16 protein-coding genes are annotated in these 23,138 nt (G+C 72.0%); 13 read left to right on the top strand and 3 right to left on the bottom strand.

Annotated elements, in window-relative coordinates:
- Window positions 1–68: 68 nt before the first annotated feature.
- Both pgm and G8E01_RS00575 read left to right on the top strand, forming a co-directional pair.
- Window positions 69–1,712 (top strand): phosphoglucomutase (alpha-D-glucose-1,6-bisphosphate-dependent), encoded by a 1,644-nt coding sequence (gene pgm, locus G8E01_RS00570; protein ID WP_166314399.1) that lies wholly within the window; start codon window positions 69–71, stop codon window positions 1,710–1,712.
- 138 nt (window positions 1,713–1,850) lie between these two features.
- A complete protein-coding gene (locus G8E01_RS00575; protein WP_166314402.1) occupies window positions 1,851–3,950 on the top strand; it encodes a PhoX family protein in 2,100 nt (699 codons plus the stop codon).
- A 100-nt stretch (window positions 3,951–4,050) separates the two neighbouring features.
- Here the strand turns inward: G8E01_RS00575 and G8E01_RS00580 are convergent, their stop codons facing one another.
- The 3 genes from G8E01_RS00580 to G8E01_RS00590 all read right to left on the bottom strand — a co-directional run bounded on the left by G8E01_RS00580 (window position 4,051) and on the right by G8E01_RS00590 (window position 6,954).
- On the bottom strand, window positions 4,051–5,199 hold the full coding sequence (locus G8E01_RS00580) for an AI-2E family transporter (protein WP_166314405.1): 1,149 nt from the start codon (window positions 5,197–5,199) through the stop codon (window positions 4,051–4,053).
- Window positions 5,200–5,263: 64 nt separating this feature from the next.
- A complete protein-coding gene (locus tag G8E01_RS00585; protein WP_166314408.1) occupies window positions 5,264–6,271 on the bottom strand; it encodes a LacI family DNA-binding transcriptional regulator in 1,008 nt (335 codons plus the stop codon).
- 14 nt (window positions 6,272–6,285) lie between these two features.
- The gene (locus G8E01_RS00590; protein WP_166314411.1) at window positions 6,286–6,954 is read right to left on the bottom strand and encodes a rhamnogalacturonan acetylesterase; all 669 of its coding nucleotides are present in this window, start codon (window positions 6,952–6,954) and stop codon (window positions 6,286–6,288) included.
- Between the two features lie 154 nt (window positions 6,955–7,108).
- Here G8E01_RS00590 and G8E01_RS00595 point away from each other — a divergent pair, with 154 nt between their 5' ends.
- From G8E01_RS00595 to G8E01_RS00645, 11 genes are all read left to right on the top strand, one after another.
- Window positions 7,109–8,878, top strand: a complete 1,770-nt coding sequence (locus G8E01_RS00595) for an ABC transporter ATP-binding protein (RefSeq protein WP_166314414.1) — start codon at window positions 7,109–7,111, stop codon at window positions 8,876–8,878.
- Between the two features lie 485 nt (window positions 8,879–9,363).
- Window positions 9,364–10,503, top strand: coding sequence for a Gfo/Idh/MocA family protein (locus G8E01_RS00600; protein ID WP_166314417.1), 1,140 nt, complete (start codon window positions 9,364–9,366; stop codon window positions 10,501–10,503).
- On the top strand, window positions 10,496–11,410 hold the full coding sequence (locus G8E01_RS00605) for a DUF6807 family protein (RefSeq protein WP_166314420.1): 915 nt from the start codon (window positions 10,496–10,498) through the stop codon (window positions 11,408–11,410). The genes G8E01_RS00600 and G8E01_RS00605 overlap by 8 nt, the downstream gene beginning before the upstream one ends.
- Before the next feature lie 330 nt (window positions 11,411–11,740).
- Complete coding sequence (locus tag G8E01_RS00610) at window positions 11,741–13,009, top strand: ABC transporter substrate-binding protein (protein WP_166314423.1); 1,269 nt, start codon at window positions 11,741–11,743, stop codon at window positions 13,007–13,009.
- Between the two features lie 166 nt (window positions 13,010–13,175).
- Entirely contained in the window at window positions 13,176–14,471 is a 1,296-nt protein-coding gene (locus G8E01_RS00615) for an ABC transporter substrate-binding protein (protein ID WP_166314426.1), read from the top strand.
- A gap of 58 nt (window positions 14,472–14,529) precedes the next feature.
- Window positions 14,530–15,513: a carbohydrate ABC transporter permease gene (locus G8E01_RS00620; RefSeq protein WP_166314429.1), complete on the top strand. Its 984-nt coding sequence runs from the start codon at window positions 14,530–14,532 to the stop codon at window positions 15,511–15,513.
- Between the two features lie 47 nt (window positions 15,514–15,560).
- Window positions 15,561–16,400 (top strand): carbohydrate ABC transporter permease, encoded by an 840-nt coding sequence (locus tag G8E01_RS00625; protein WP_420826118.1) that lies wholly within the window; start codon window positions 15,561–15,563, stop codon window positions 16,398–16,400.
- The gene (locus G8E01_RS00630) at window positions 16,400–17,050 is read left to right on the top strand and encodes a hypothetical protein (protein WP_166314435.1); all 651 of its coding nucleotides are present in this window, start codon (window positions 16,400–16,402) and stop codon (window positions 17,048–17,050) included. The genes G8E01_RS00625 and G8E01_RS00630 overlap by 1 nt, the downstream gene beginning before the upstream one ends.
- A gap of 94 nt (window positions 17,051–17,144) precedes the next feature.
- The gene (locus tag G8E01_RS00635) at window positions 17,145–19,172 is read left to right on the top strand and encodes a beta-galactosidase (protein ID WP_166314438.1); all 2,028 of its coding nucleotides are present in this window, start codon (window positions 17,145–17,147) and stop codon (window positions 19,170–19,172) included.
- Window positions 19,169–20,137, top strand: coding sequence for a serine hydrolase (locus G8E01_RS00640; protein WP_166314441.1), 969 nt, complete (start codon window positions 19,169–19,171; stop codon window positions 20,135–20,137). Before G8E01_RS00635 ends, G8E01_RS00640 begins: the two co-directional genes overlap by 4 nt.
- Before the next feature lie 79 nt (window positions 20,138–20,216).
- On the top strand, window positions 20,217–23,090 hold the full coding sequence (locus tag G8E01_RS00645) for a glycoside hydrolase family 2 TIM barrel-domain containing protein (RefSeq protein WP_166314444.1): 2,874 nt from the start codon (window positions 20,217–20,219) through the stop codon (window positions 23,088–23,090).
- Window positions 23,091–23,138 lie beyond the last annotated feature (48 nt).

Genomic DNA, 23,138 nt, shown 5'->3' on the forward strand with positions numbered 1-23,138 from the left:
ACGCGGAGCGTGGGGAGCGGATCCGCCCACGTCACCGTTCGGTAACGCCCACCTGGCACACTGGGTCCATGAGCACTCGCGCCGGACAGCCCGCAGAGCCCCAGGACCTCGTCGACATCGACGCCCTGATCGCCGCGTACTACGACCGGAAGCCGGACCCGGACGTCCCCGCTCAGCGCGTCGCGTTCGGCACGAGCGGGCACCGCGGATCCAGCCTCGCCACGACCTTCAACGAGGACCACATCCTCGCCACAACGCAGGCGATCGTCGACTACCGCCGGGCGCAGGGCATCGCCGGCCCCGTCTACCTCGGCCGCGACACGCACGCGCTCTCGCTGCCCGCCGAGCGCACCGCGCTCGAGGTCCTCGTCGCGAACGAGATCGACGTGCGCGCCGACGCCCGCGACGCGTGGGTGCCGACGCCCGCGCTCAGCCACGCGATCCTGCGCCACAACCGCGACCTGGCGGCCGATGACCCGGCCCGCGCCGACGGCATCATCGTCACCCCGAGCCACAACCCGCCCGCCGACGGCGGCTTCAAGTACAACCCGCCCCACGGCGGCCCGGCCGACACCGATGCGACGGGCTGGATCGCCGACCGGGCGAACGAGCTCATCGCCGCCGGCCTCGAGGGCGTCTCGCGCGTGCGCTACGGCGACATCGTCGACGGGGCGGTCGGGTCGTACGACTTCCGCGACGTCTACGTCCGCGACCTCGGGGACGTCATCGACATGGACGCGATCGCCCGCGCCGGGGTGCGGATCGGGGCGGATCCGCTCGGCGGCGCCTCCGTCGAGTACTGGCAGCTGATCGCCGAGGTCTACGGGCTGGAGCTCACGGTCGTCAACCCCGACGTCGACCCGACGTGGAAGTTCATGACGCTCGACTGGGACGAGAAGATCCGCATGGATCCGTCCTCCCCCTCCGCCATGGCCTCCCTCGTCGCGCGCCGCGCCGAGTTCGACGTCCTCACGGGCAACGACGCCGACGCCGACCGCCACGGCATCGTCACGCCCGACGCGGGGCTCATGAACCCCAACCACTTCCTCGCCGTCGCGATCGACTACCTGTTCGCGCACCGGCCGGGCTGGCCCGCGTCGGCCGCGGTCGGCAAGACCCTCGTGTCGTCGATGATCATCGATCGCGTGACCGCCGAGCTCGGCCGGACGCTTCTCGAGGTGCCCGTCGGCTTCAAGTGGTTCGTGCCGGGGCTGATCGACGGATCCGTTGCCTTCGGCGGCGAGGAATCCGCGGGCGCCTCGTTCCTCCGCCACGACGGCGGGGTCTGGACGACCGATAAGGACGGCATCATCCTCTGCCTCCTGGCCGCCGAGATCATCGCGGCCACGGGCAAGACGCCGTCGGCGCGCTACGCCGAGCTCGAGGCCGAGTACGGCGCCTCGTCCTACGAGCGCGTGGACGCCCCCGCGTCGGACGCCGAGAAGGCAGCGCTGAAGGCGCTCTCGCCGGAGGACGTGGCGGCCGAGACGCTGGCGGGGGATCCGATCACCGCGAAGCTGTCGGAGGCGCCCGGGAACGGGGCCGCGATCGGCGGGCTGAAGGTCCAGACCGAGTTCGCGTGGTTCGCCGCGCGCCCCTCGGGCACGGAGGCCGTCTACAAGCTCTACGCCGAGAGCCTCAAGGGCCCGCAGCACCTCGCCGAGGTGCAGGCGGAGGCGCGCGAGATCGTCGCCGCGGTCCTCGGCGCGTAACGCGGATCCGTCTCCCCGGGCACCCCGGGCAGAAGTCACCATTTAGGCAGACCTACGTCACGAGGTGCCCCCGCGGCGTTCACCGTCCGTTCACGCGCGGCCGGGGCGGAGGCCACCTTCGGGGGCGAGCGTGGACGCATGACCGACACGATCCCCTCGCCCACCGACGGCCGCCGGCGCCCGCTGCTGAACCTGCTCATGACGGGCCGCACGCACGGCAAGCGCAGCGCCGTCACGTGCCTCTACAAGTGCGATAACGCGTGCTTCCACCCCGCGCCCAACACGTCGGACAACGGCTACTTCCGCGACATCGCGGGCGCCGCGCTCAGCCGACGCGCCGTGCTCGCGGGCGGCGCCGCGGCGGCCGCGGCGGTCGTCAACGGGTCCTCGCTCACGGGCGGATCCCCCGCGCAGGCCACGACGGCGCAGGTCCTCGGGCGCGGCAAGGGCGCCGCGTTCGGCTTCACGCCGATCGCGCCGGTGCCGAACACGGTCGATGCCGTGACGATCCCGGACGGGTTCACCTGGACGCCGGTGATCCGCTGGGGCGACCCGCTGTTCGACGCCGCCGACGCGTTCGACCCCGCGCACCAGACGGCCGCGAAGCAGGCCCGGCAGTTCGGCTACAACAACGACTACCTCGACATCATCGCGGAGCCGAACGGCAAGCGCGCCGTCCTCGCCGCGAACAACGAGTACACGAACGCGGGCATCATGTTCCCGCCGGCCGCCTCGGAGGAGGAGCGGCTCGAGCAGGTGCGCGTGACGAAGGCCGCGCACGGCTTCTCGGTCGTCGAGCTCGAGCGCGCGCACCGCGGCCAGCCCTGGAGCTACATCGTCGGCGCGCCCAAGAACCGCCGCATCACGGCGGACACGCCCATGGTGTTCGACGGGCCGGCCGCCGGATCCGACCTTCTGAAGACCGCCGACCACCCCGACGGCCGGACCGTGAACGGCACGTTCGGCAACTGCGCCGGCGGCACGACCCCCTGGGGCACGATCGTCTCGGGCGAGGAGAACTTCAACGGGTACTTCCGCGCCGACGGCACGACCCCCGGCAACGCCCGCTACGGGATCACCGAGGGCGCGTCCTCGTACGGCTGGGAGGCGGTGGATCCGCGTTTCGACGCCCGCCAGAGCGGGTACGAGAACGAGCCGAACCGGTTCGGGTGGATCGTCGAGATCGACCCCGACAACCCCGACGAGGCGCCCGTTAAGCACACGGCGCTCGGGCGCATGAAGCACGAGGGCGCGAACGTCGTCATCGGCACGACGGGCCTCGTCGGCGCGTACATGGGCGACGACGAGCGCTTCGACTACCTCTACAAGTTCGTCTCGTCGGGCACCTTCCGGCCCGGGAACGGCAAGAAGGCGCGCGCGGCGAACAAGCAGCTGCTGAGCCACGGATCCCTCTACGTCGCGAAGTTCACGGGCGACTCGCCCGTCAGCGAGATCACGGGATCCGGCGCCCTGCCGAGCGACGGCGCGTTCGACGGCACGGGCGAGTGGCTGCCGATCGTCGTCGACGGCGAGAGCGTGGTCGCGGGCTTCACGACCGAGGAGGCGCTCGTCTACACCCGCCTCGCGGCCGACGCCGTGGGCGCCACGAAGATGGACCGCTGCGAGGACGTCGAGCCCAACCCGCGCACGGGCCGCGTGTACGTCGCGTGCACGAACAACTCGAACCGCGGCGTCGGGTCGAACGAGGGCGCGACCGAGCCCAACCCGCGCAACACGAACCGTGACGGCCACGTGATCGAGATCACGGAGGCGGGCGGCGACCTCACCTCGACGACGTTCGGGTGGAGCATCGTCATCCTCGCCGGCGACCCCGCGACGAACCCGAACACCTACTTCGCGGGCTTCCCCGCCGAGAAGGTCTCGCCGATCTCGTGCCCCGACAACCTCGCGTTCGACTCCGCGGGCAACCTGTGGATCTCGACCGACGGTCAGCCCTCGAGCATCGGCTACAACGACGGGCTCTTCCTCGTGCCGCTCGAGGGGGCCGAGCGGGGCCACGTGCAGCAGTTCCTCGCCGTCCCGCGCGACGCCGAGACCTGCGGCCCCGTCATCCACGACGCCGACGGCAGCGTGTTCGTCGCGGTGCAGCACCCGGGCGAGGACGGATCCTGGGGATCCCAGAACTCCTACTTCCCCGACTACGCCGCTCCCGGATCCCTCGCGGGCGGCGCGTGGGGCGGCCCGCGCCCCAGCGTGATTCAGGTCACGCGGGCGTAGGCCCCGGCGCGAGTCCACAATTCTCCGGTAAGTCTCACCCGGATCCGGGTGAGACTTACCGGAGAATTGTGGACTTAGGGGCGAACGGGGGCGCCGCGCGCTACGGGCGGGCCCAGCGGGCGGGGCGGCCCTCGCCGTCCCAGACCTGGATGATGCCCCACAGCACGGCGGTCAGCGGAACCGCGAGGACGGCGCCCAGAACACCCGCCAGCAGCGTGCCGATCGTCAGCGCGATCAGGACGACGAGGCTGTGGAGCTTCAGCGCCCGGCCCATGAGGACGGGCTGGAGGAAGTTGCCCTCGAGCTGGTTCACGCCGACGACGATCGCGACGACGATGATGGCGGCGAGCAGGCCGTTGTTCATGAACCCGCCGTCCACAAGCGCGACGAGCGCCCCGAGGATCCCGGCGAGCGTCGCGCCCACGATCGGGATGAACGCGAGCAGGAACACGAGGAGCGTCAGCGGGAGCGCGAGGGGGATCTGCAGGATGGCGAGCCCCACGCCGATGCCGATCGCGTCGACCGCCGCGACCGCCGCCGTCCCGCGGACGTAGGCGCCGAGGGTGTCGACCGTCTTGGATCCGACCCGCTGCATGCGGGCCTCCCACTCGCCCTCAAAGGGGCGCAGGACGAATCCCCACAGCAGCGGCCCGTCCTTGAGGAAGAAGAACAGCACGACGGCCATGAGCACGAGGCCCGTGATGAAGGTGGCCACGGCGCTCACGCCGGCGACCGCGCCGCTGCCGACGCTCGAGCCGAACTGCGCACTCGTCGCGAAGTCCTGGAGCGTGGCCCACCACTCGTTCAGCTGCGCCTGATCCGGCGCGTACGGCAGCGTATTGACCCACTCGATGACCTGATCGATGCCGCTCACGGCGCTCTGATAGAGGTCGTCCCACTGCGCGGCGACGGCGCGGACCATCGCCCACCCGATGCCGCCGATGACCCCGATGATCGCGAGGAGGAGGATCACGGTCGCGAGCACCGACGGCATGCGCGCGCGCAGCCACTTCATCACCGGCTCGAACGCCGACGCGAGGATCAGCGCGAGGAGCACCGGGATGACGACGACCGTGATCTGGCGCATGCCCCAGATGACGCCGACGGCGAGCACGACGACCGCGATGATCTGGATCGCGCGCGTCGCGAGGATCCCCATGCCGTCGCGCCAGGCCCCGCGCGCGGGCGCGGTGGGCGCGGGAACGGGGTCGGGTGCGTGTCGTGCGGGCGTGCGGCGTCCAAAGAACATGGATCTCCCCCTTGTCGTTGCGCCCATCCTGCCGCAGGAACCCCGGAATGTCGCGCGGCGCGCGTCACGCGCCGACGGTGGAGGCCCGCACCTCGAGCGCGGGGGGAAAGACAATCGCCTCGGGCGCAACGCGGGGGTCGCGGATCCGCTCCAGGAGCAGCTCGCCCGCCCGGCGCCCCATCTCGACCGCGGGCTGCCGCACCGACGTCAGCGGCACCGCCGCGACGGTCGCGAGCGGCGTGTCGTCGTAGCCCACGACCGCGACGTCTTCGGGGACGCGCACGCCGCCGTCGAGGAGCGCGCGCACGACGCCCATCGCGAGGTGGTCGTTCGAACAGAAGATCGCGTCGGGGCGGTCGCGCGGATCCCACCCCGCGACCTGGGCGCCGAACTCCGCGCCGGAGAGCGGATCCGTGCGCGGGAGGCGGGTGGCCGCGAGATCGAGCCCCGCCGAGCGCACGACCCGGCGCGCGCCCTCCGCGCGATCCCGGACCTGCGGAAGCTCGTCGCGCGAGCCCAGGAACAGGAGGCGCCGGCGCCCGAGCGCGAGGAGGTGCTCGGCGACGAGGGTGCCCCCGGCAACGTTGTCGAAGGACGCGGAGGCGAGCTGCCCGCCCGCGTCGATGCCGTCAACGAGCACGACGGGGATCCCCCGCCCCCGCAGGCGCGCGGCGGCGGCGTGCGGGTCGCTGAACGGGGCGACGAGCGCGCCCTCGACCTGCACGCTCTCGAACAGCCCCAGGTGGTCCCGCTCCTGCGCGGCGTCGTCGTCGCTGTTGCCCGCGAGCACTCGCATCCCCGCGCGGGACGCGGCATCCTCCGCGCCCGCGATGAGGGATCCGAAGAACGGGTTCGAGATGTTGATCACGGTCATCCCGATGAGGCCGCTCCGCCCCGCGCGGAGCTGGCGGGCGGCGGGCATCGGCGCGTACCCGAGCGTCGCGACCGACGCGGTCACGCGCTGCCGGAGCGCGTCGCTGACCTGCTCCGGGCGGTTGAGCGCGTTCGAGACCGACGCGATCGAGACGCCCGCGTGCTCGGCGACGTCGCGGATCCCGACCCGCTTGGTCATTCCCCCCTGCATACTCAGCTCACCAGCGAGCTTCCGCGCGCGGGGGCGTCCCCGTCGAGGCGGCGGATCGCGCGCAGCTGCCGCCCGACGTAGGCCGCGATGCGGCGAGCGCCGCGCTCGTGGAAGTGGGTGTCGTCGGCGAGGCCGTCGGGCCAGTGCGGGTGCTCGCCGGGCGAGAAGTGGCTGAACAGGCCCACGGATCCGTCGGGCCCGGCGTCCTCGTACAGCCAGGTCGTGAACGCGGTGAGGTCGATGAGGGGCGCGTCGAGCTCGGCCGCGAGGTCGCGGACGGCGTTGGGGTAGTCGCCGTGCGTGGGCGTGACGCGGTCGCCGTCGAACCAGCGGCGCTCGCACGAGGTGCACAGCACGGCGGTCGCGCCGCGCTCCCGCGCCTCGCGCACCATGCCGGCCAGGCGCTCGCGGTACCCGCCGCGGGACGCGAGCGCGGGATCCTTCTGGTCGTTGTGGCCGAACTGGATCACGACCGTGTCACCCGCGCGCACCTCGTCGATCAGGCGCGGCCAGGCGTCCTCAGAAAACGTCGCCGTCGTGGCGCCGCCGAAGGCGAGGTTCCGGACGGGATCCGGCACGTGGGGCGCGAGGTGCGCGCCCCATCCGGACATGGGCTGCTCCTCGGGCGGGCAGGCCGCGACCGTGGAGTCGCCGGCCAGCTGATAGGTCATGGTGGGCCTCGTTGTGGGTGGTCTCGTCGTTGAGGTGCGCCCCGCATGTCCACATTTCTCCGGTAAGTCTCACCGGATTCCGGTGAGACTTACCGGAGAAATGTGGACATAGGGGCCGTTCCCTCGACGGTGAGGGAACGGCATGATGGACATCATGCCTCAGCAAGCGCTTTCCCACACCTCGACGCGCGTGGATGGCCGAAGACCCACCCGCACGATCCTCCGCCTCCTCGCGCGCCGGCCCGGCCGCATGACGCTCGCGATCCTCGCGTTCACGCTCAAGGAGATCCCCCTCTGGGCGATGCCCGTGATCACGGCGGCGATCGTCGACATCGTCGCCGCGGGCGGGCAACTCTCGGCCGTGTGGTGGTGGTTCGCGCTCGCCGCCGCCCTGCTCCTGCAGAACTACCCCAACCACCTCGTGTACACGCGGATGTTCATGACCGTCGTCCGCGACACCGGCGCCGACCTCCGCAACGCGCTCGCCGACCGCCTCCAGAGCCTCTCGATCGGCTATCACTCGCGCATGAGCGCCTCGATCCTGCAGACGAAGGTCGTTCGCGACGTCGAGAACATCGAGCTCATGCTGCAGCAGGTCACGCACCCGCTGCTCTCGGCCACGATGGTGCTCGTCGGCGCGCTCGCGATGACGGCGATCAAGGTTCCCGAGTTCCTCCCCGTCTACCTCCTCGCCGTCCCGCTCGCGATCGGGATCCGCTGGTTCTCTGCCCGCCGCTCCCGCGTGCACAACGAGGCGTTCCGCCGGGAGATGGAGGGCTTCGCCGCCCGCGTCGGCGAGATGGCGTCGCTCATCCCCATCACGCGCGCGCACGGACTCGAGCGCACGGCCGTCTCGCGCGTCGCGACGAGCGCCGACGAGGTCCGCCGCGCGGGCATGGTGCTCGACATGCTCAACGGGCGGATCGCCTCGATGTCGTGGGTCGCGATGCAGATGCTCGGCGCGTTCTGCCTCGTGCTCGCCGCCACGTTCTCGCTCACGGGGATCCTCCCCATCACCCCGGGCGAGGTCGTCATGCTTTCGGCGTACTTCACGCTCCTCACGCAGGGCCTGACGCAGATCCTCATGCTCATCCCCGTCGCCACGCGCGGCGTCGAGTCGGTCCGCTCGATCGCGGAGGTACTCGAGGAGCCCGACCTCGAGGAGAACGACGGCCGGGCCGAGGTCGCCGCCGTCGCGGGCGACGTCGCGCTCGACCGCGTGAGCCACACGTACCCCGACGCCGAGACCCCCGCGCTCGACGACGTCAGCCTCGACATCCGCGCGGGCGAGACGGTCGCGTTCGTCGGGTCCAGCGGATCCGGCAAGTCAACCCTCCTGAACCTCGTGCTCGGCTTCGTCCGCCCCACCTCGGGGCGCCTCCTGATCGACGGCGTCGACGCGCACGGCCTCGACATGCGCACGGTGCGCCGGTTCGTCTCGGTCGTGCCGCAGGAGTCGGTGCTGTTCGAGGGCTCCGTCCGCGACAACGTCACCTACGGGCTCGAGGGCATCTCCGACGAGCGCGTCCGCCGGGCGCTCGAGGACGCGAACGCGTGGGAGTTCGTCGCGCAGCAGCCCCACGGCTGGGACACCGTCGTCGGCGAGCGCGGGGCGCGCCTGTCGGGCGGGCAGAGACAGCGGATCGCGATCGCGCGGGCCCTCGTCAGGGATCCGCGGATCCTGCTCCTCGACGAGGCCACGAGCGCCCTGGATCCGTCGTCGGAGACCCTCGTGAAGGAGGCGCTGGAGCGGCTGATGCGCGGGCGGACGACGCTCGTGGTCGCGCACCGCCTCTCGACGATCCGCCGCGCCGATCGGATCGTCGTGCTCGAGCGCGGCCGCGTCGTGGAGGTGGGATCCCACGCGGACCTCGTCGCCCGCGACGGGCGCTACGCCGACCTCCACCGCACGCAGGCGGGGTAGGCGGGGGCGGGGCTCCGGGGGCGGCCTGCTCCGGGGGCGGCCGCGGGGGCGGGCGGGGGCGACCCACCAACACAACGCAGTCAATGTTCGGCCGCCCACCCCGCGATCGGCATGACCTCGTCGCCGGGGCCCAGAATTGACTGCGTTGTGTTGGGGCAACGTGCCCCGTCCTCACGCGGGGTCGCCGACGAGCGGCTCGAGCGCGATCGCCAGCACCACCGCGATGAGCGGGAGCGCCGCCACCGCCTGCAGGATTCCGTCCATCGTCCTCACCTCCTCTCGCGCCTGATGTGCCTCCCATGTCACCCGCCGCGGTGATGACGGCGGCCTGCGGATCCTCGGATCCGCCGGGGGATCTCCTGTCCAGGCCCCAGCGCGGGCCCAGGATCCGCTGAACGATGTCGCCGCCCGGGGCTAGCCTGGTCGCGCCGGACCGCGTAGGGTGTCGGCAAGCGCTTTCCCACGCGCTCGAGCAAAGGAGCCCCATGCCCATTCGCGTTGCCGTCGTCGGCACCGGAGCCATCTCCCGCGGCCAGCACCTGCCGAGCCTCGCGGCCCTCGGCGACCGCGTCGAGGTCGTCGCCGTCTGCGACGTCAACGCCGACGCGGCCCGCGCCGCCGCCGCCGAGTTCGGCATCCCCGCGTGGTACTCCGACCTCGACGCGCTGCTCGCCGCCGAGTCCCCGCAGTTCGTGACGCTCGCCACCCCGCCCGTCGCGCACCGCGACGCCGCGATCGCCGCCCTGCGCGCGGGCGCGTGGGTGCTGTCCGAGAAGCCGCCGACGCTCTCGCTCGCCGACTACGACGCGATCGCCGAGCACGAGGGCGAAGACGGCCCGTTCGCCTCCTACGTCTTTCAGCACCGCTTCGGATCCGCCGCCGTGCGCCTGCGCGAACTCATCGCCGACGGATCCCTGGGGCGCCCCCTCGTGGCCCGCTGCGACACGCTCTGGTACCGGGATCCGGCCTACTTCGCGGTGCCGTGGCGCGGGAAGTGGGCGACCGAGGGCGGCGGCCCGACGATGGGGCACGGGATCCACCAGGTCGACATGCTCCTCTCGCTCCTCGGCGAGTGGACCGACGTCTCGGCCGTGATGTCGACGCTCGCCCGCGAGACCGACACGGAGGACGTGTCGATGGCGAGCGTGCGCTTCGCCTCGGGCGCGATGTGCTCGATCACCAACAGCCTGCTGTCGCCCCGCGAGACGAGCGCCGTCCGCATCGACTTCGAGCGCGCGACGGTCGAGGTCGAGCACCTCTACGGCTACGACAACGCGCACTGGCGGTGGACCCCGGCCCCCGGCGTCCCGGCGGAGGAGGCCGCGTCGTGGGCGCCGCGCGAGAACGTCGCGAGCGACTCGCACGCCCCGCAGTTCGCGCAGGTGATCGCGGCGATGGAGCGCGGCGAGCGCCCCGTCGCGAGCGGCGACGACGGCCGCCGGATCATGGAGCTCGCCGCCGGCATGTACAAGTCGGCGCTCGAGGGCCGCTCGGTGGGTCGCGAGGAGCTCGTGCCCGGCGACCCGTTCTACGGATCCATGGCCGGATCCGATCCCGCCGACGCGACCGCACGGATCCACGCTGGCACGATCCGCTCCGCACGCCCCGAGGCCGCGCGTGTCTGAGGTTCGCGTCGCCCAGGAGGACCGCGACCTCGCCGTCAACGCCGCGGGGGTGGAGATCGCGCGCTACGTCTTCTCCGACGACGCGCCGGTCTTCGAGGGCCCCAAGCCGTTCCTCCACCCACTGCGCACCCTGTCGGGCGCGACCGTGACCGGTTACCGCCCGTGGGATCACCGCTGGCACAAGGGCCTGCAGATGACGCTGACCGACGTGTCGGGGCAGAACTTCTGGGGCGGCAATACGTACGTGCACGGCGAGGGATACGTGCCGCTCGACAACGTCGGGCGGATCCGTCACGACCAGTTCACGAGCGTGCAGGGCGGATCCGAGGCCACCGTCGCCGAGGAGCTCACCTGGATCACGCAGGCGGGCGAGCCGTGGCTGGCCGAGCACCGGACGCACCGGTTCCACGGCGTCGATACCGACCGCGGGATCTGGGCCCTCGACATCACCTCGAGCCTCACCTCGATCGCGGGTCACGACCTCGTGCTCGGCAGCCCCACGACGCTCGGTCGCGAGAACGCGGGGTACTCCGGGCTGTTCCTGCGGCTCGCGCGCTCGTTCACCTCGGGCGCCGTGACGACGCCCGCGCACGAGGGGCTCGTGGGATCCGCCGCCGACGTGGTGATGGGATCCGCCGAGCCGTGGCTCGCGCTGTCGGGGCAGCTGGACGAGGTCGACGGCGGGGCGACGATCCTGGCGTTTGCGGGCGCCAGCTCGGCCGAGCCGCCCGTGCGCTGGTTCGTGCGCTCGGAGCCGTTCCCCGTGCTCGCGCCGTCGCCGACGTTCGACGAGGCCGTCACCCTGGCGCCGGGCGAACGGCTCGACCTCGCGCACCGCTTCGTCGTCGCCGACGGAGCCCTCTCCCCCGGCGAGATCGCGGCCCTCGCGGCCGAGACCGCCCCCTGATCCGGGCGGCGCGCGCGTGGGTGGGTCCGCGGCGCGCCGCCTGCCTCGTGCGACCACAGGCCCTTCTCGCAACACAACGCAGTCAATTTCGACCCCGCCGATGCAACCACGCGGATCCGGGGACACCGACCCGAAAAATTGACGGCGTTGTGTTGGCCGCCCGCGACCGACACGCCGCGCGCGGCCGCGCCCCGAGTGGATCTCCCCCGCGCACTTGTGAAACGTTTAGGGATGCAATATTGTGCCTCGGGAAGCGCTTTCCAACGTCCCGGGAGGCGCGGCATTCCTTCGCAACGAAGCACTAAGGAGCACCAAGCAATGACGCGACGCATGAGGCGCATCCTCACCATCACCGCCGGCATCGGCATCGGCTCCCTCGCCCTCGCCGGCTGCTCCGGCGACGCGGGCGGCGGCGAGTACGACCCCGAGGCCGAGGTCGAACTCACCTTCACGTGGTGGGGTAACGACGACCGCGCGCAGCGGTACCAGGACCTCATCGACTCCTTCAACGAGGAGTACCCGAACATCACCATCAACGGCTCGTTCAGCGACTTCCCCGCCTACTGGGAGAAGCGCCAGACCGAGGCGGCCGGCGGCGGCCTGCCCGACGTGTGGCAGTTCTCCGACACCTACCTGCGCCAGTACGCCGAGAACGGCCTGCTCGCCGACCTCGGCGAGTACGGCGACTACGTGGCGACCGACGCCATCGACGAGGGCCTGCTCGGCACCGGCCAGCTCGAGGGCGCGCAGTACTCGCTGCCCCTCGGCTACAGCACCTGGTCGGTCTTCCTGAACGACGACATCCTCGCCGAGTACGACATCGAGCCCTACGCGGGCGGCACCACCTACGAGGAGTACTCGGAGTGGATGGCGTCCGTGACGGAGGCCACCGACGGCGAGGTCTACGGCGGCACTGACTACACGCAGCGGATCCAGAACTTCGAGATGGTCCTGCGCGCCGCGGACGGCAACCTCTTCACGGAGGAGGGCGAGCTCGGCTTCACGGAGGACGACCTCCGCGCATTCTGGGAGGGCGGATCCGCGGATCGCGACGGCGTCGTCGTCCCGCAGCAGAGCCTCGAGGAGATCAACCCGGTCTCGGGCTTCGGCGCCAACCTCACGGCGAGCGAGGCCAGCTGGAGCAACTTCATCGCGAGCTACCTCGGCGACTCCGGCGCCGAGAGCATCTCGATCATCGCTCCGCCGACGGCCGAGGTCGGTTCGCAGGACCTGTACCGCCAGGCCGGCCTGCAGATGGCCGTTTCCTCGTCGAGCGAGCACCCCGAGGCCGCCGCGATCTTCCTCGACTACGTCGTGAACAGCCCCGAGGCAGGCGCCGTCTTCGGAACGTCGCTCGGCTTCCCCGCGTCGCAGACGAAGCTCGACGGCGCAACGCTCGAGGGCCCCGACCAGCAGGTCGCGGACTTCCTCACCTCGGTCGAGGACCGCATCGGCGACGCCCCGCCCGCCCCGGTGGTCGGCTACGGCTCGCTGGAGCAGAAGTTCTGGGACCTGGGCAAGGAGCTCGGGCTCGGCACGCTGAGCGTCGACGAGGCCGTCGAGCAGTTCTTCAGCGAGGCCGACGTTCTCCTCGGCTGACGTCATCCGGCCCCGCGTCACGATCAGGCAACGGCGCGGGGCCGGATCCGTCACCCTCTTGTGAATCGTTTCGCGTTCGCCCTAAGATCACCGGCAAGCGCTTTCCCTTGCGCCGCCCGAGTCACCGTAGACCGGGCCTGAACGATGACGTTCTGAGAGGACACCGATGTTCCGCACAACCACTCTGTTCGCCGCCGCGGCCGTCACGGTCGCGGGCGGCCTCGTGCTCACCAGCTGCTCCAGCGGGTCGGGCGGGGGCGACGGCTTCGACCCCGAGGAGGAGATCACCTTGACCTTTACCTTCTGGGGCAACGACGTGCGCGCCGACCTGTACGACCAGGCGTTCGACGCCTTCACCGAGGAATACCCGAACATCACGATCAACAGCTCGTTCCTGGACTTCCCCGCCTACTGGGAGAAGCGCCAGACCGAGGCCGCGGGCGGCGGGCTGCCCGACGTGATGCAGTTCGACTACTCCTACCTGCGCCAGTACGCCGAGAACGGCCTCCTGCTCGACCTCGCCCCCTACGTCGGCGAGGAGATCGACGATTCCGCCCTCTCCGAAGAGATCCTCGCGATCGGCGAGGTCGCGGGCGGCAACTACGGCATCACGACATCGACCAACGCGTGGGGCCTGTTCAGCAACCCGAAGCTCCTCGACACGGTCGGTGTGGAGGACTTCGCCGGCGGCACCTACGACGAATACACGCAGTGGATCGCCGACGCGACCGCCACGGCGCACGAGAACGGCCACGAGGTCTGGGGCGCGAGCGACTGGACGGGCCGGATCCAGCTCTTCGAGCTCCAGCAGCGCGCGATGGGCGAGGACCTGTTCACGGAGGACGGCGAGCCGAACTTCACCGAGGACGACCTGCGGGCGTTCTGGGAGCAGGGATCCGCGATCCGCGAGGAGGGTGCCTTCCCGGCGGCCAAGGCGGAGGAGGTGTACCCCCTCGGCGGATTCGACACGGCGCAGGTGCTCAGCGAGGGCACCTGGGACAACTTCGGCGCCGGCTACCTCGGCAACCTCGGCGGGGACTACACGGAGCTCACGCTCCAGGCGCCGCCGATCGTCGAGGAGGGCGCGCAGGACCTCTACCTGAAGCCCTCCATGCTCCACTCGGTCGCCGCGACGACCGACCACCCCGAGGCGTCCGCGCTCCTCGTCGACTTCCTCGTGAACTCGCCCGAGTCGGGCGAGATCTTCGGCACGAACCGCGGCCTGCCGGCCTCGGACACGGCCCTCGAGGCCGCCGAGCTCGACGAGCTCAGCCAGCAGGTGCGCGACTACGAGGCCTCGATCGCGGATCGCCTCGGCGACGCCCCGCCCGTGCCGATCGTCGGCTACGGCACCCTCGAGGAGAAGTTCCGCCAGCTGGGCCAGGAGCTCGGCTACGGCACCGTCACGGTCGACGAGGCCGTCGACCAGTTCTTCTCCGAGATGGACGTCATCCTCAACTGAGTACACCCCGGTGGGCGGGGCGACGCCGCCCCGCCCACCACCCACCGATCGGGAGATCATGTCAACGACAACAACGAGAGCCGTCGTCACGGCGAACAGGGCGGGGCTGAAGCCACCGCGACAGCGGCGCACCGCGACGCCCGCGCAGCGCCGCCGGAATCTCCGCGAGACCCTCGCCGGATACGCGTTCCTCACCCCGTGGATGATCGGGTTCCTCGGCCTCACGGTCGGCCCGATGGCGTACTCGCTGTACCTCTCGTTCACGTCGTACAACCTCTTCACCGCGCCCGAATGGGTCGGGTTCGAGAACTACATCCGCCTGTTCACGGACGATCCGCAGTTCATCCAGTCGGCGCAGATCACGCTCGTCTACGTCCTCGTGGGCACCCCGATCAAGCTCGCCGCGGCGCTCGCGATCGCGCTGCTGCTGAACTACCGCGACCGCGGCGCCGCGTTCTTCCGGTCCGCGTTCTACGCCCCCTCGCTCATCGGCGCCTCGGTCTCGGTGGCGATCGTGTGGCGCGCGATGTTCAACACGGACGGCCCCGTCGACACGGCCCTGTCGGCGATCGGCATCAACCTCGGCGGGTGGATCGGCAACGTCAACCTCGTCGTGCCGATGATGATCCTCCTCGCCGTGTGGCAGTTCGGCGCCACGATGGTCATCTTCCTCGCGGGCCTCAAGCAGGTCCCGAAGGAGCTCTACGAGGCAGCCGAGGTCGACGGCGCGGGCCCCGTGCGCCGCTTCAAGGCCGTCACGCTGCCGATGCTCTCGCCGGTGATCTTCTTCAACCTGCTCATCGAGCTCATCGGCGCATTCCAGGTGTTCGCCTCGGCCTACATCATCTCGAACGGCACCGGCGGCCCCGCCGGCATGACGAACTTCATCACCCTGTACCTCTACAAGCGCGGATTCACGGACACCCAGATGGGCTACGCGAGCGCCATCGCCTGGGTCGTGATGATTGCCGTCGCCATCATCGCCGTGATCCTGTTCCGCACCCAGAAGAACTGGGTCCACTACTCGGGAGACGACCGATGACCGCCACTGCCCTCGTCACGACCGGCAAGCCCGCCCCGCGACGCCGCATGACCCGTCGCGCCTGGCAGACGGTGGTCTGGTTCGTCGTTCTCCTCGCGATCACCGCGGTGGTGATCTACCCGCTGATCTGGCTGTTCGCCTCCACGTTCAAGCCCAACGCCGAGTTCGGCCAGAACCAGGGGCTCATTCCCTGGGAGCCGACCCTCTCGAACTACGCGACCGTGTCGGAGGGCATCGGCGGCGTCCCCATGTGGCGGTTCTTCATGAACTCGACGATCCTCGCCGTGTCGGCGGTGGTCGGCACGCTGCTGTCGAGCTCGCTCGCGGCGTACGCGTTCGCCCGCGTGAAGTTCAAGGGCCTCGGCATCTTCTTCGCCGCCATGATCGGCACGCTGCTGCTGCCCGTGCACGTCGTGATCATCCCCCAGTACATCTGGTTCAACAAGCTCGGCTTCGTCGACACGTTCGTGCCGCTGATCCTCCCGAAGTTCCTCGCGACCGAGGCATTCTTCGTGTTCCTCATGGTGCAGTTCATCCGCAACCTGCCGCGCGACATGGACGAGGCCGCGCGCATCGACGGCGCCGGCCACCTGCGGATCTTCTGGTCGATCACGCTGCCGCTCATCAAGCCCGCCCTCATCACGAGCGCGATCTTCACGTTCATCTGGACCTGGAACGACTTCCTCGCGCCGCTGCTGTACCTCAACAGCCCGGAGAACTACCCGCTCCCGATCGCGCTGCGGCTGTACAACGACCAGACCTCGACGAGCGACTACGGCGCGACCGTGACGGCCTCGTTCGTGGCCCTGATCCCCGTGCTGCTGTTCTTCATCGTGTTCCAGCGGTTCCTCGTCAACGGCGTCGCGACCCAGGGCCTGAAGGGCTGATGGCGATGGGGAAGGCCGAGCGCGAGGCGCGCCGCATCGCCCGGTCGGGCAGCGGCCCGACCAACGCCGAGCCCGGGGCGAACCCCGGCGCCTCGGGGGCGTTCGCGCTGCTCGGCGAGGTGCTGCTCGTCGGCATCATCGTCACGTTCCTCGGCCTCCCCCTCGTCACCCTCCCCGCCGCGCTGGCCGCGGGGATCCGGCACCTCCGCCGCTTCGCGCGGGCCGACGGATCCCCCTACCGGGCGCTCTGGCGCGACTTTCTTCGCGCGCTCCCCGCGGGCCTCGCGGTCGGCGCGGGCGCCGTCGTGCTGGCCGGCGTGCTCGCGCTCGACATCGTGCTCGCCGGATCCGGGGCGCTCCCGGGCGGCGGGTTGATCGCGACGGCCGGCTGGGTCGTCGCCGCCCTCGCGGGCGGGGCGCTCGTCCTCGCCGCCGGGCTGTGGTCGCCCGATCTGGGGTGGGCGGGCGCGCTGCGCGCGCTCCCGACCGCCGTCGGCGCGGATCCGGCCGGTGCCGCGTATCACGCGATCGCGGCGGCCTTCGTCGCCCTCGCCGGCTGGATGCTCGTGCCCCTCGTCGTGCCCGCCATCGGGTGCGCGACCCTTGCGGCCGCGGCCGTCCCCCAGCGCCCCCGCCGCCGCACCCCCTAACCCCCTAAGTCCACATTTCTCCGACATTTCTATGCGTGAGACGCGTAGAAATGTCGGAGAAATGTGGACTTACTGAACCTCTCAGGAGACACACGTGCTGTACGGCGCCGACTACAACCCCGACCAGTGGCCGGAGGAGATCTGGCCCGAGGACGTCGCGCTCATGCGCGAGGCCGGCGTCACCACCGTGAGCCTCGGCATCTTCTCCTGGTCGCGGATCCAGCCCACCCCCGACACGTGGGACTTCGCGTGGCTGGACCGGGTGATCGACCTCCTCCACGCCGGCGGAATCGGCGTCAACCTCGCCACGGCCACCGCCTCTGCGCCGCCGTGGGTGACGACCGAGCACCCCGACACGCTCGCGTCGGACGAGAACGGCGCGCCGTACTGGCACGGATCCCGTCAGCACCACTCCCCCTCCTCCCCCACGTGGCGGCGCCTCGCGGGCGAGCTCGTCCGGCGCCTCGCCGAGCGCTACGCGGATCACCCGGCCATCGTCATGTGGCACGTCGACAACGAGCTCGGCTGCCACCTCAACGAGGAGTTCTCCGACTCCGCGCGCGACGCTTTCCGCGCCTGGCTCCTCGAGCGGTACGGATCCGTCGAGGGCGTCAACGAGGCATGGGGCACCGCGTTCTGGTCGCAGCGCTACTCCTCGATCGACGAGGTCTTCCCGCCGCGCAAGGCGCCCTTCATCCGCAACCCCTCGCAGGTGCTGGACTACAAGCGCTTCATGTCCGACACGTGGCTCGCCGTCTACCGCGAGCAGCGCGACATCATCCGCGCCGCGGGCGCGAGCCAGCCCATCTCGACGAACATGATGGGCGCCTTCCCGCCCGCCGACTACGCGTCCTGGGCCGACGACATCGACGTCATCACGGACGACTGCTACCCGGATCCGCTGGATCCGGCGCGCCCGCTCACGACGGCCTTCCAGCGCGACCTCGTGCGCTCCCTCAAGCGCGGCACGCCGTGGATCCTGATGGAGCAGGCGACAGACGCCGTGAACTGGCGCCCGGCGAACCCCTCGAAGGTCGACGGGCAGCTCGCCGCAGAGACCGCGCAGTCGATCGGCCGCGGCGCGAACGGGATCCTGTTCTTCCAGTGGCGGCAGTCCCGCGCGGGCGCCGAGAAGTTCCACTCGGCGATGCTGCCGCAGGCCGGCACCCGCACGCGCACGTGGCGCGAATCCGTCGCGCTCGGCGAGGCGCTCGGGCACCTCGGCGACCTGCCGGATCCGGGCAACGACGCCGCCGTCGCGCTCGTGTTCGACTGGGAGAACTGGTGGGCCGTGGAGGGCGAGGGCCACCCGACCCGCCTCGACTACCTCCAGCTCGTGCGCGACTGGCACGCGGCGCTCGTGCGCCGCGGCGTGATGGTCGACATCGTGCCGCCCGAGAAGGTCGACGCCCGGTACAAGCTCGCGATCGCGCCGTTCCTCTACCTGCTGCGCGACGCGGGCGCCGCGGCCCTATCGCGCTTCGTCGCGGACGGCGGCGTCCTCGCCGCCGGACCGTTCACCGACGTCGTCGACGCGAACGACCGCTTCCGCGCCGGCGGCTTCCTCACCCAGCTCGGCCCCGTCCTCGGCGTCGCCTTCGAGGACTTCCGGGCGCTTGTTCCCCCGGCCCGCGCGACGGTCGCCGAGCGCGCGGGCGAGGAGGGATCCGCCGGGACCGCCCCCGACCCGCGCGCGTACGCGGCGTTCGCGGGCCGGGTGTCCGGATCCGGCACGATCATCGCCGAGGCCGTGTGGGCCGACGACGCCGACGTCGTCGCGGCGTTCACGGACGGGCCGTCGGCGGGGCGCCCCGCGCTCACGCGCCGCGCGTACGGCGACGGATCCGCGTGGTACCTCGCGACGATGCCCGCGCCGGATGCGCTGGGGGACGTCGTGGGCGCGCTGCTGGAGGACGCGGGCGTCCAGGGCGAGATCGCCGACGTGCCGGACGGCGTCGAGGTCGCCCGCCGCGGCGAGCTCCTCACGCTCATCAACCACGGATCCGCCCCCGCGACCGTGACGGCGCCGGGCACGCTCCTCGGATCCGCGGATCCGTTCGGCACGCGCACCCTGGCGCCGCAAGAGTACGCATTCGTCGTCGCCCCGCGGGAGCGCGCGTGAGCGCCGCGGCGGGCCTCGTCCGCGCGCACGTGGAGGCGGGCCGGCTGCCCGCCGCCGTCTTTGGCGTCGCGACCGCCCGCGGCACGACGACCCTCGAGGCGTTCGGCGGGACGGCCGGGCGGCCCGCGCGGACGGGCGACCACTTCCGCCTGTTCTCGATCACGAAGCCGCTCGTCGGCCTCGCGGCGGCGCGGGCGGTCGAGCGCGGGCTCCTGACGCCGCTCACTCCCCTGGCCGACGCCGTGCCCGAGGTCGGCGCCGGCCGCGAGGACGTCGTGCAGCTGCGGCATCTCGTCAGCCACACGTCGGGCCTGATCGAGCCGGCCCTCGACGCGCCGGAGGGGCTCACGGCCGCGCTGCTCCGCCCCGGGCGCGACTTCGCCGCGGGCGCCGCATCGCGCTACTCGTCGATCGCGTTCGAGGGGGTCGCGGAGCTGATCCGCCACGCCACGGGTCGCGCGTGGGACGCGGAGGTGGCCGATTTCGCGGGCGCGGCCGGGGCGACGGGCCTCACGCTCGAGGAGTCCGCGGATCCGCACCCCGTCGTGGACGCCGCCGAGCAGGGTCTCGACGTGGCCCGGATGGCCGCGCTCCGCCACCCCGGCGCCGGCCTCATCGGGCGCGCGGAGGACCTGCTCCGCATCGGATCCGCGCTCCTCGCCGGGGGCGGCGACATCGTGCGGCCGGCGACCCTCGCCATGATGCGCCGGCCGCTGACCGGCGACATCCCGCGGCTCGAGCCCTACCCCGCCGAGCGCGGGCAGGACTGGGGCTTCTCCTGGAACCTGCGCACGCGCGCGCCGGGCCTCATCGACCGCGACGTGTACGGGCACGGCGGCTGGTCGGGCACGGAGTTCTGGATCCATCCCTCGGCGGGCCTCGCGTGGGTCCTCCTCACGAACCGCGCCGTCCGCCCGGGCGTCGACCTGGACGCGATCGACAACGCGGTGGTGTCGGGCGTGTAGGCCCCGGGGCCGGAGGGGCACCGAATCAGTGCCATGATCTGAGGTGACCCTGCTGACCCCACGCAATGGAGCACCCCGTATGCAGATCGCCCAGACCTCGCCCGGAACCGGGTCGTTGCCGCCCCGCGCGCGGATGCGCTCGGACGCGCCGCAGCAGCTCCTCGACGGATCCTGGCGCTTCCGCGTGTCCCCCAGCCTGCGCGCGGCGCCGGGCGGAGAGTGGGACCGCGCGGACGTGAGCGCCTGGTCGACGATCGAGGTCCCCGGCCACTGGAACCTGCAGGGCCACGGGTCGCCCGCGTACTCGAACGTGCAGATGCCGTTCCCGCTGGATCCGCCCTTCCCGCCGGACGCGAACCCGATCGGCGACTATGTCGTCGAGTTCGAGGTCGACCCCGACGTCGCTGGCCACGCCGCGCAGACGCTGCGCTTCGACGGGATCGAGTCCGCCGCCGAGGTGCGGCTGAACGGCGCCGTCCTCGGCACGACGCGCGGCAGCCGCCTCACCCACGAGTTCGACGCGACGTCCGCGCTGCGCCCGGGCACGAACCGCCTCGCCGTGCGGGTGGCGCAGTTCAGCGACGCGAGCTACCTCGAGGACCAGGACATGTGGTGGCTGCCGGGAATCTTCCGCAGCGTCACCCTCCTCGCGCGCCCCGCGTCCGGGATCCGCGACGTCTTCGTGCGCGCCGACTTCGACGCCGCCACGGGCGCCGGGTCCCTCGAGATCGACGTCGACGCGGACGCGGAGGCGCGGATCCGGATCCCCGAGCTCGGCGTGGACGCCCCCGCGCGCGGTACGGTCGCCGCGGGCGCGGTCGCGCCGTGGTCGGCGGAGTCGCCGCGGCTCTACGACGCCGAGGTGTCGACCGCCGGGGAGACGGTGCGGATCCGCGTCGGCTTCCGGCACGTGGAGGTGCGCGACACGGAGCTTCTCGTCAACGGCGCCCCCATCATGCTGCGCGGCGTCAACCGCCACGAGCACCACCCCGAGCGCGGCCGCGTCTACGACGCCGACTTCGTCCGCGACGAGCTGCTCCTCATGAAGCGGCACCACATCAACGCGATCCGCACCTCGCACTACCCGCCCCACCCCGACACGCTCGACCTGTTCGACGAGCTCGGCTTCTGGGTCATCGACGAGTGCGACCTCGAGACCCACGCGTTCGAGTACGTGGGCTGGCGCGGCAACCCCAGCGCGGATCCGGCCTGGCGCGACGCCTACCTCGACCGCATGGCGCGCACCGTCCACCGCGACAAGAACCACGCCTCGGTCATCATGTGGTCGCTCGGCAACGAGTCGCACACGGGCACGAACCTCGACCAGATGGCGCTGTGGACGAAGCAGTTCGACCCCACGCGCCTCGTGCACTACGAGGGCGACTGGTCCTGCCGCTACACCGACGTGTACTCGCGGATGTACGCGAGCCACGAGGAGGTGCGCCAGATCGGCGAGGAGGGCCTCGTGGGCCCCGCGACCGACGCGCCCGCGGCCGAGGCCCGGCGCGCGAGCCTGCCGTTCCTGCAGTGCGAGTTCGTGCACGCGATGGGCACCGGCCCCGGCGGGATCCGCGAGTACTGGGACCTGTTCGAGGCCTACCCGCGCCTCGTGGGCGGGTTCGTCTGGGAGTGGGTCGAGCAGGGCCTCGCCGTGCGCGGCGAGGACGGTGAGCGGCGGATCCTCTACGGCGGCGACTTCGGCGAGGACGTGCACGACGGCAACTTCGTCATCGACGGCCTCGTCTCCCCCGACCGCGAGCCGCGCCCCGGCCTGACGCACTACGCGGCCGTCATCGCGCCCGTGCGCCTCGCGGTCGACGCCGCGCGCGCCTCGGTCGAGGTCGCGAACCGCTTCGACCACGCCGACCTCTCGGGCGTGGAGCTCGTGTGGCGGCGCGTGGTTGACGGCGAGACGGTCGCCGACGGGCGGATCCCCGCGCCGGCGTGCCCCGCGCGATCGGCCGCGCAGGTCGCGCTCCCGGACGAGGCCCGCGCGCCCCGCGACGCCGCGACGGCCGACGTCCTCACGGTGGAGGCGGTCATTCTCGCCGACGCGCCGTGGGCGCCCGCGGGCCACGCGATCGGCGCAGGGCAGGACGCGCGCACCCCGCGCGCCGCGGCCCCCGCCACCACCGCGGATCCCGCCGCCCTGTTCGACGAGACCACGGGCGCGCTCCGCGGCCTCGGCTCCCTCGAGGTCGCCGGCCCCGCGATCGGCATCTGGCGCGCGCCGACGGACAACGACAACGGCCGCCTCCACGGCGAGGCGGATCCGCGCCGCGTCGCCGAGCGCTGGGAGCAGGCCGGCTACGACCGCACCGTCTCGCGGCTCGTCGCGTTCGAGGCCGACGGCGGATCCGCCCGGATCCGCACCCGCACGGCCCCGCCGATCCTCGACTGCGGGATCGACGCGCGCTTGACCTACACGGCGGTCGGCCCCGCGGCCGTGCGGCTCGACGTCGAGATCGACCCCACGGGCTCGTGGCCCGTCGACTGGGCCCGGCTCGGGCTCGACCTCACGATCGACGCGGCGCCGACGGGCCTCGCCTACGCGGGCCTCGGCCCCGTCTCGGCCGCGCCGGACATGGTCGACGGCGCCGCCTTCGGGTGGTGGCAGATCGCCCCGGACGACCTGACGGTCGACCACATTCGCCCGCAGGAGAGCGGCGCCCGGCAGGGCGTCGTCGACGCGACCGTCGAGACGGCCGCGGGTCAGCTCCGGATCCGCGCGCTCGGGGATCCGTTCGCCCTCACGGTGTCCCGCGCCTCGCGCGCCGAGATCGCGCGCGCCGAGCATAACTGGGACCTCACGGCCGACGGTAAGACGCACGTGTCGATCGACCTCGCACAGTACGGCGCGGGCACGGCGAGTTGTGGCCCGGGCGCGCTGCCGCGGCACCGCCTGGCGCCGGGCGCGTTCCGCGCCTCGTTCCTGCTCGAGGCGTCGGCCTGACGCGACGAGGCGCCCCCTCCCCGGCCTCGGGGAGGGGGCGCTTTTTTC

This window comes from Microbacterium excoecariae (assembly GCF_011326725.1).
Classification (GTDB): domain Bacteria; phylum Actinomycetota; class Actinomycetes; order Actinomycetales; family Microbacteriaceae; genus Microbacterium; species Microbacterium excoecariae.

What these genes read in the sequence shown, in the direction of transcription:
- pgm (WP_166314399.1), top strand. Translation starts at nt 69, where the DNA reads ATGAGCACTCGCGCCGGACAGCCCGCAGAGCCCCAGGACCTCGTCGAC.
- G8E01_RS00575 (WP_166314402.1), top strand. Translation starts at nt 1,851, where the DNA reads ATGACCGACACGATCCCCTCGCCCACCGACGGCCGCCGGCGCCCGCTG.
- G8E01_RS00580 (WP_166314405.1), bottom strand. Translation starts at nt 5,199, where the DNA reads ATGTTCTTTGGACGCCGCACGCCCGCACGACACGCACCCGACCCCGTT.
- G8E01_RS00585 (WP_166314408.1), bottom strand. Translation starts at nt 6,271, where the DNA reads ATGACCAAGCGGGTCGGGATCCGCGACGTCGCCGAGCACGCGGGCGTC.
- G8E01_RS00590 (WP_166314411.1), bottom strand. Translation starts at nt 6,954, where the DNA reads ATGACCTATCAGCTGGCCGGCGACTCCACGGTCGCGGCCTGCCCGCCC.
- G8E01_RS00595 (WP_166314414.1), top strand. Translation starts at nt 7,109, where the DNA reads ATGCCTCAGCAAGCGCTTTCCCACACCTCGACGCGCGTGGATGGCCGA.
- G8E01_RS00600 (WP_166314417.1), top strand. Translation starts at nt 9,364, where the DNA reads ATGCCCATTCGCGTTGCCGTCGTCGGCACCGGAGCCATCTCCCGCGGC.
- G8E01_RS00610 (WP_166314423.1), top strand. Translation starts at nt 11,741, where the DNA reads ATGAGGCGCATCCTCACCATCACCGCCGGCATCGGCATCGGCTCCCTC.
- G8E01_RS00615 (WP_166314426.1), top strand. Translation starts at nt 13,176, where the DNA reads ATGTTCCGCACAACCACTCTGTTCGCCGCCGCGGCCGTCACGGTCGCG.
- G8E01_RS00620 (WP_166314429.1), top strand. Translation starts at nt 14,530, where the DNA reads ATGTCAACGACAACAACGAGAGCCGTCGTCACGGCGAACAGGGCGGGG.
- G8E01_RS00625 (WP_420826118.1), top strand. Translation starts at nt 15,561, where the DNA reads ATGACCCGTCGCGCCTGGCAGACGGTGGTCTGGTTCGTCGTTCTCCTC.
- G8E01_RS00630 (WP_166314435.1), top strand. Translation starts at nt 16,400, where the DNA reads ATGGCGATGGGGAAGGCCGAGCGCGAGGCGCGCCGCATCGCCCGGTCG.
- G8E01_RS00645 (WP_166314444.1), top strand. Translation starts at nt 20,217, where the DNA reads ATGCAGATCGCCCAGACCTCGCCCGGAACCGGGTCGTTGCCGCCCCGC.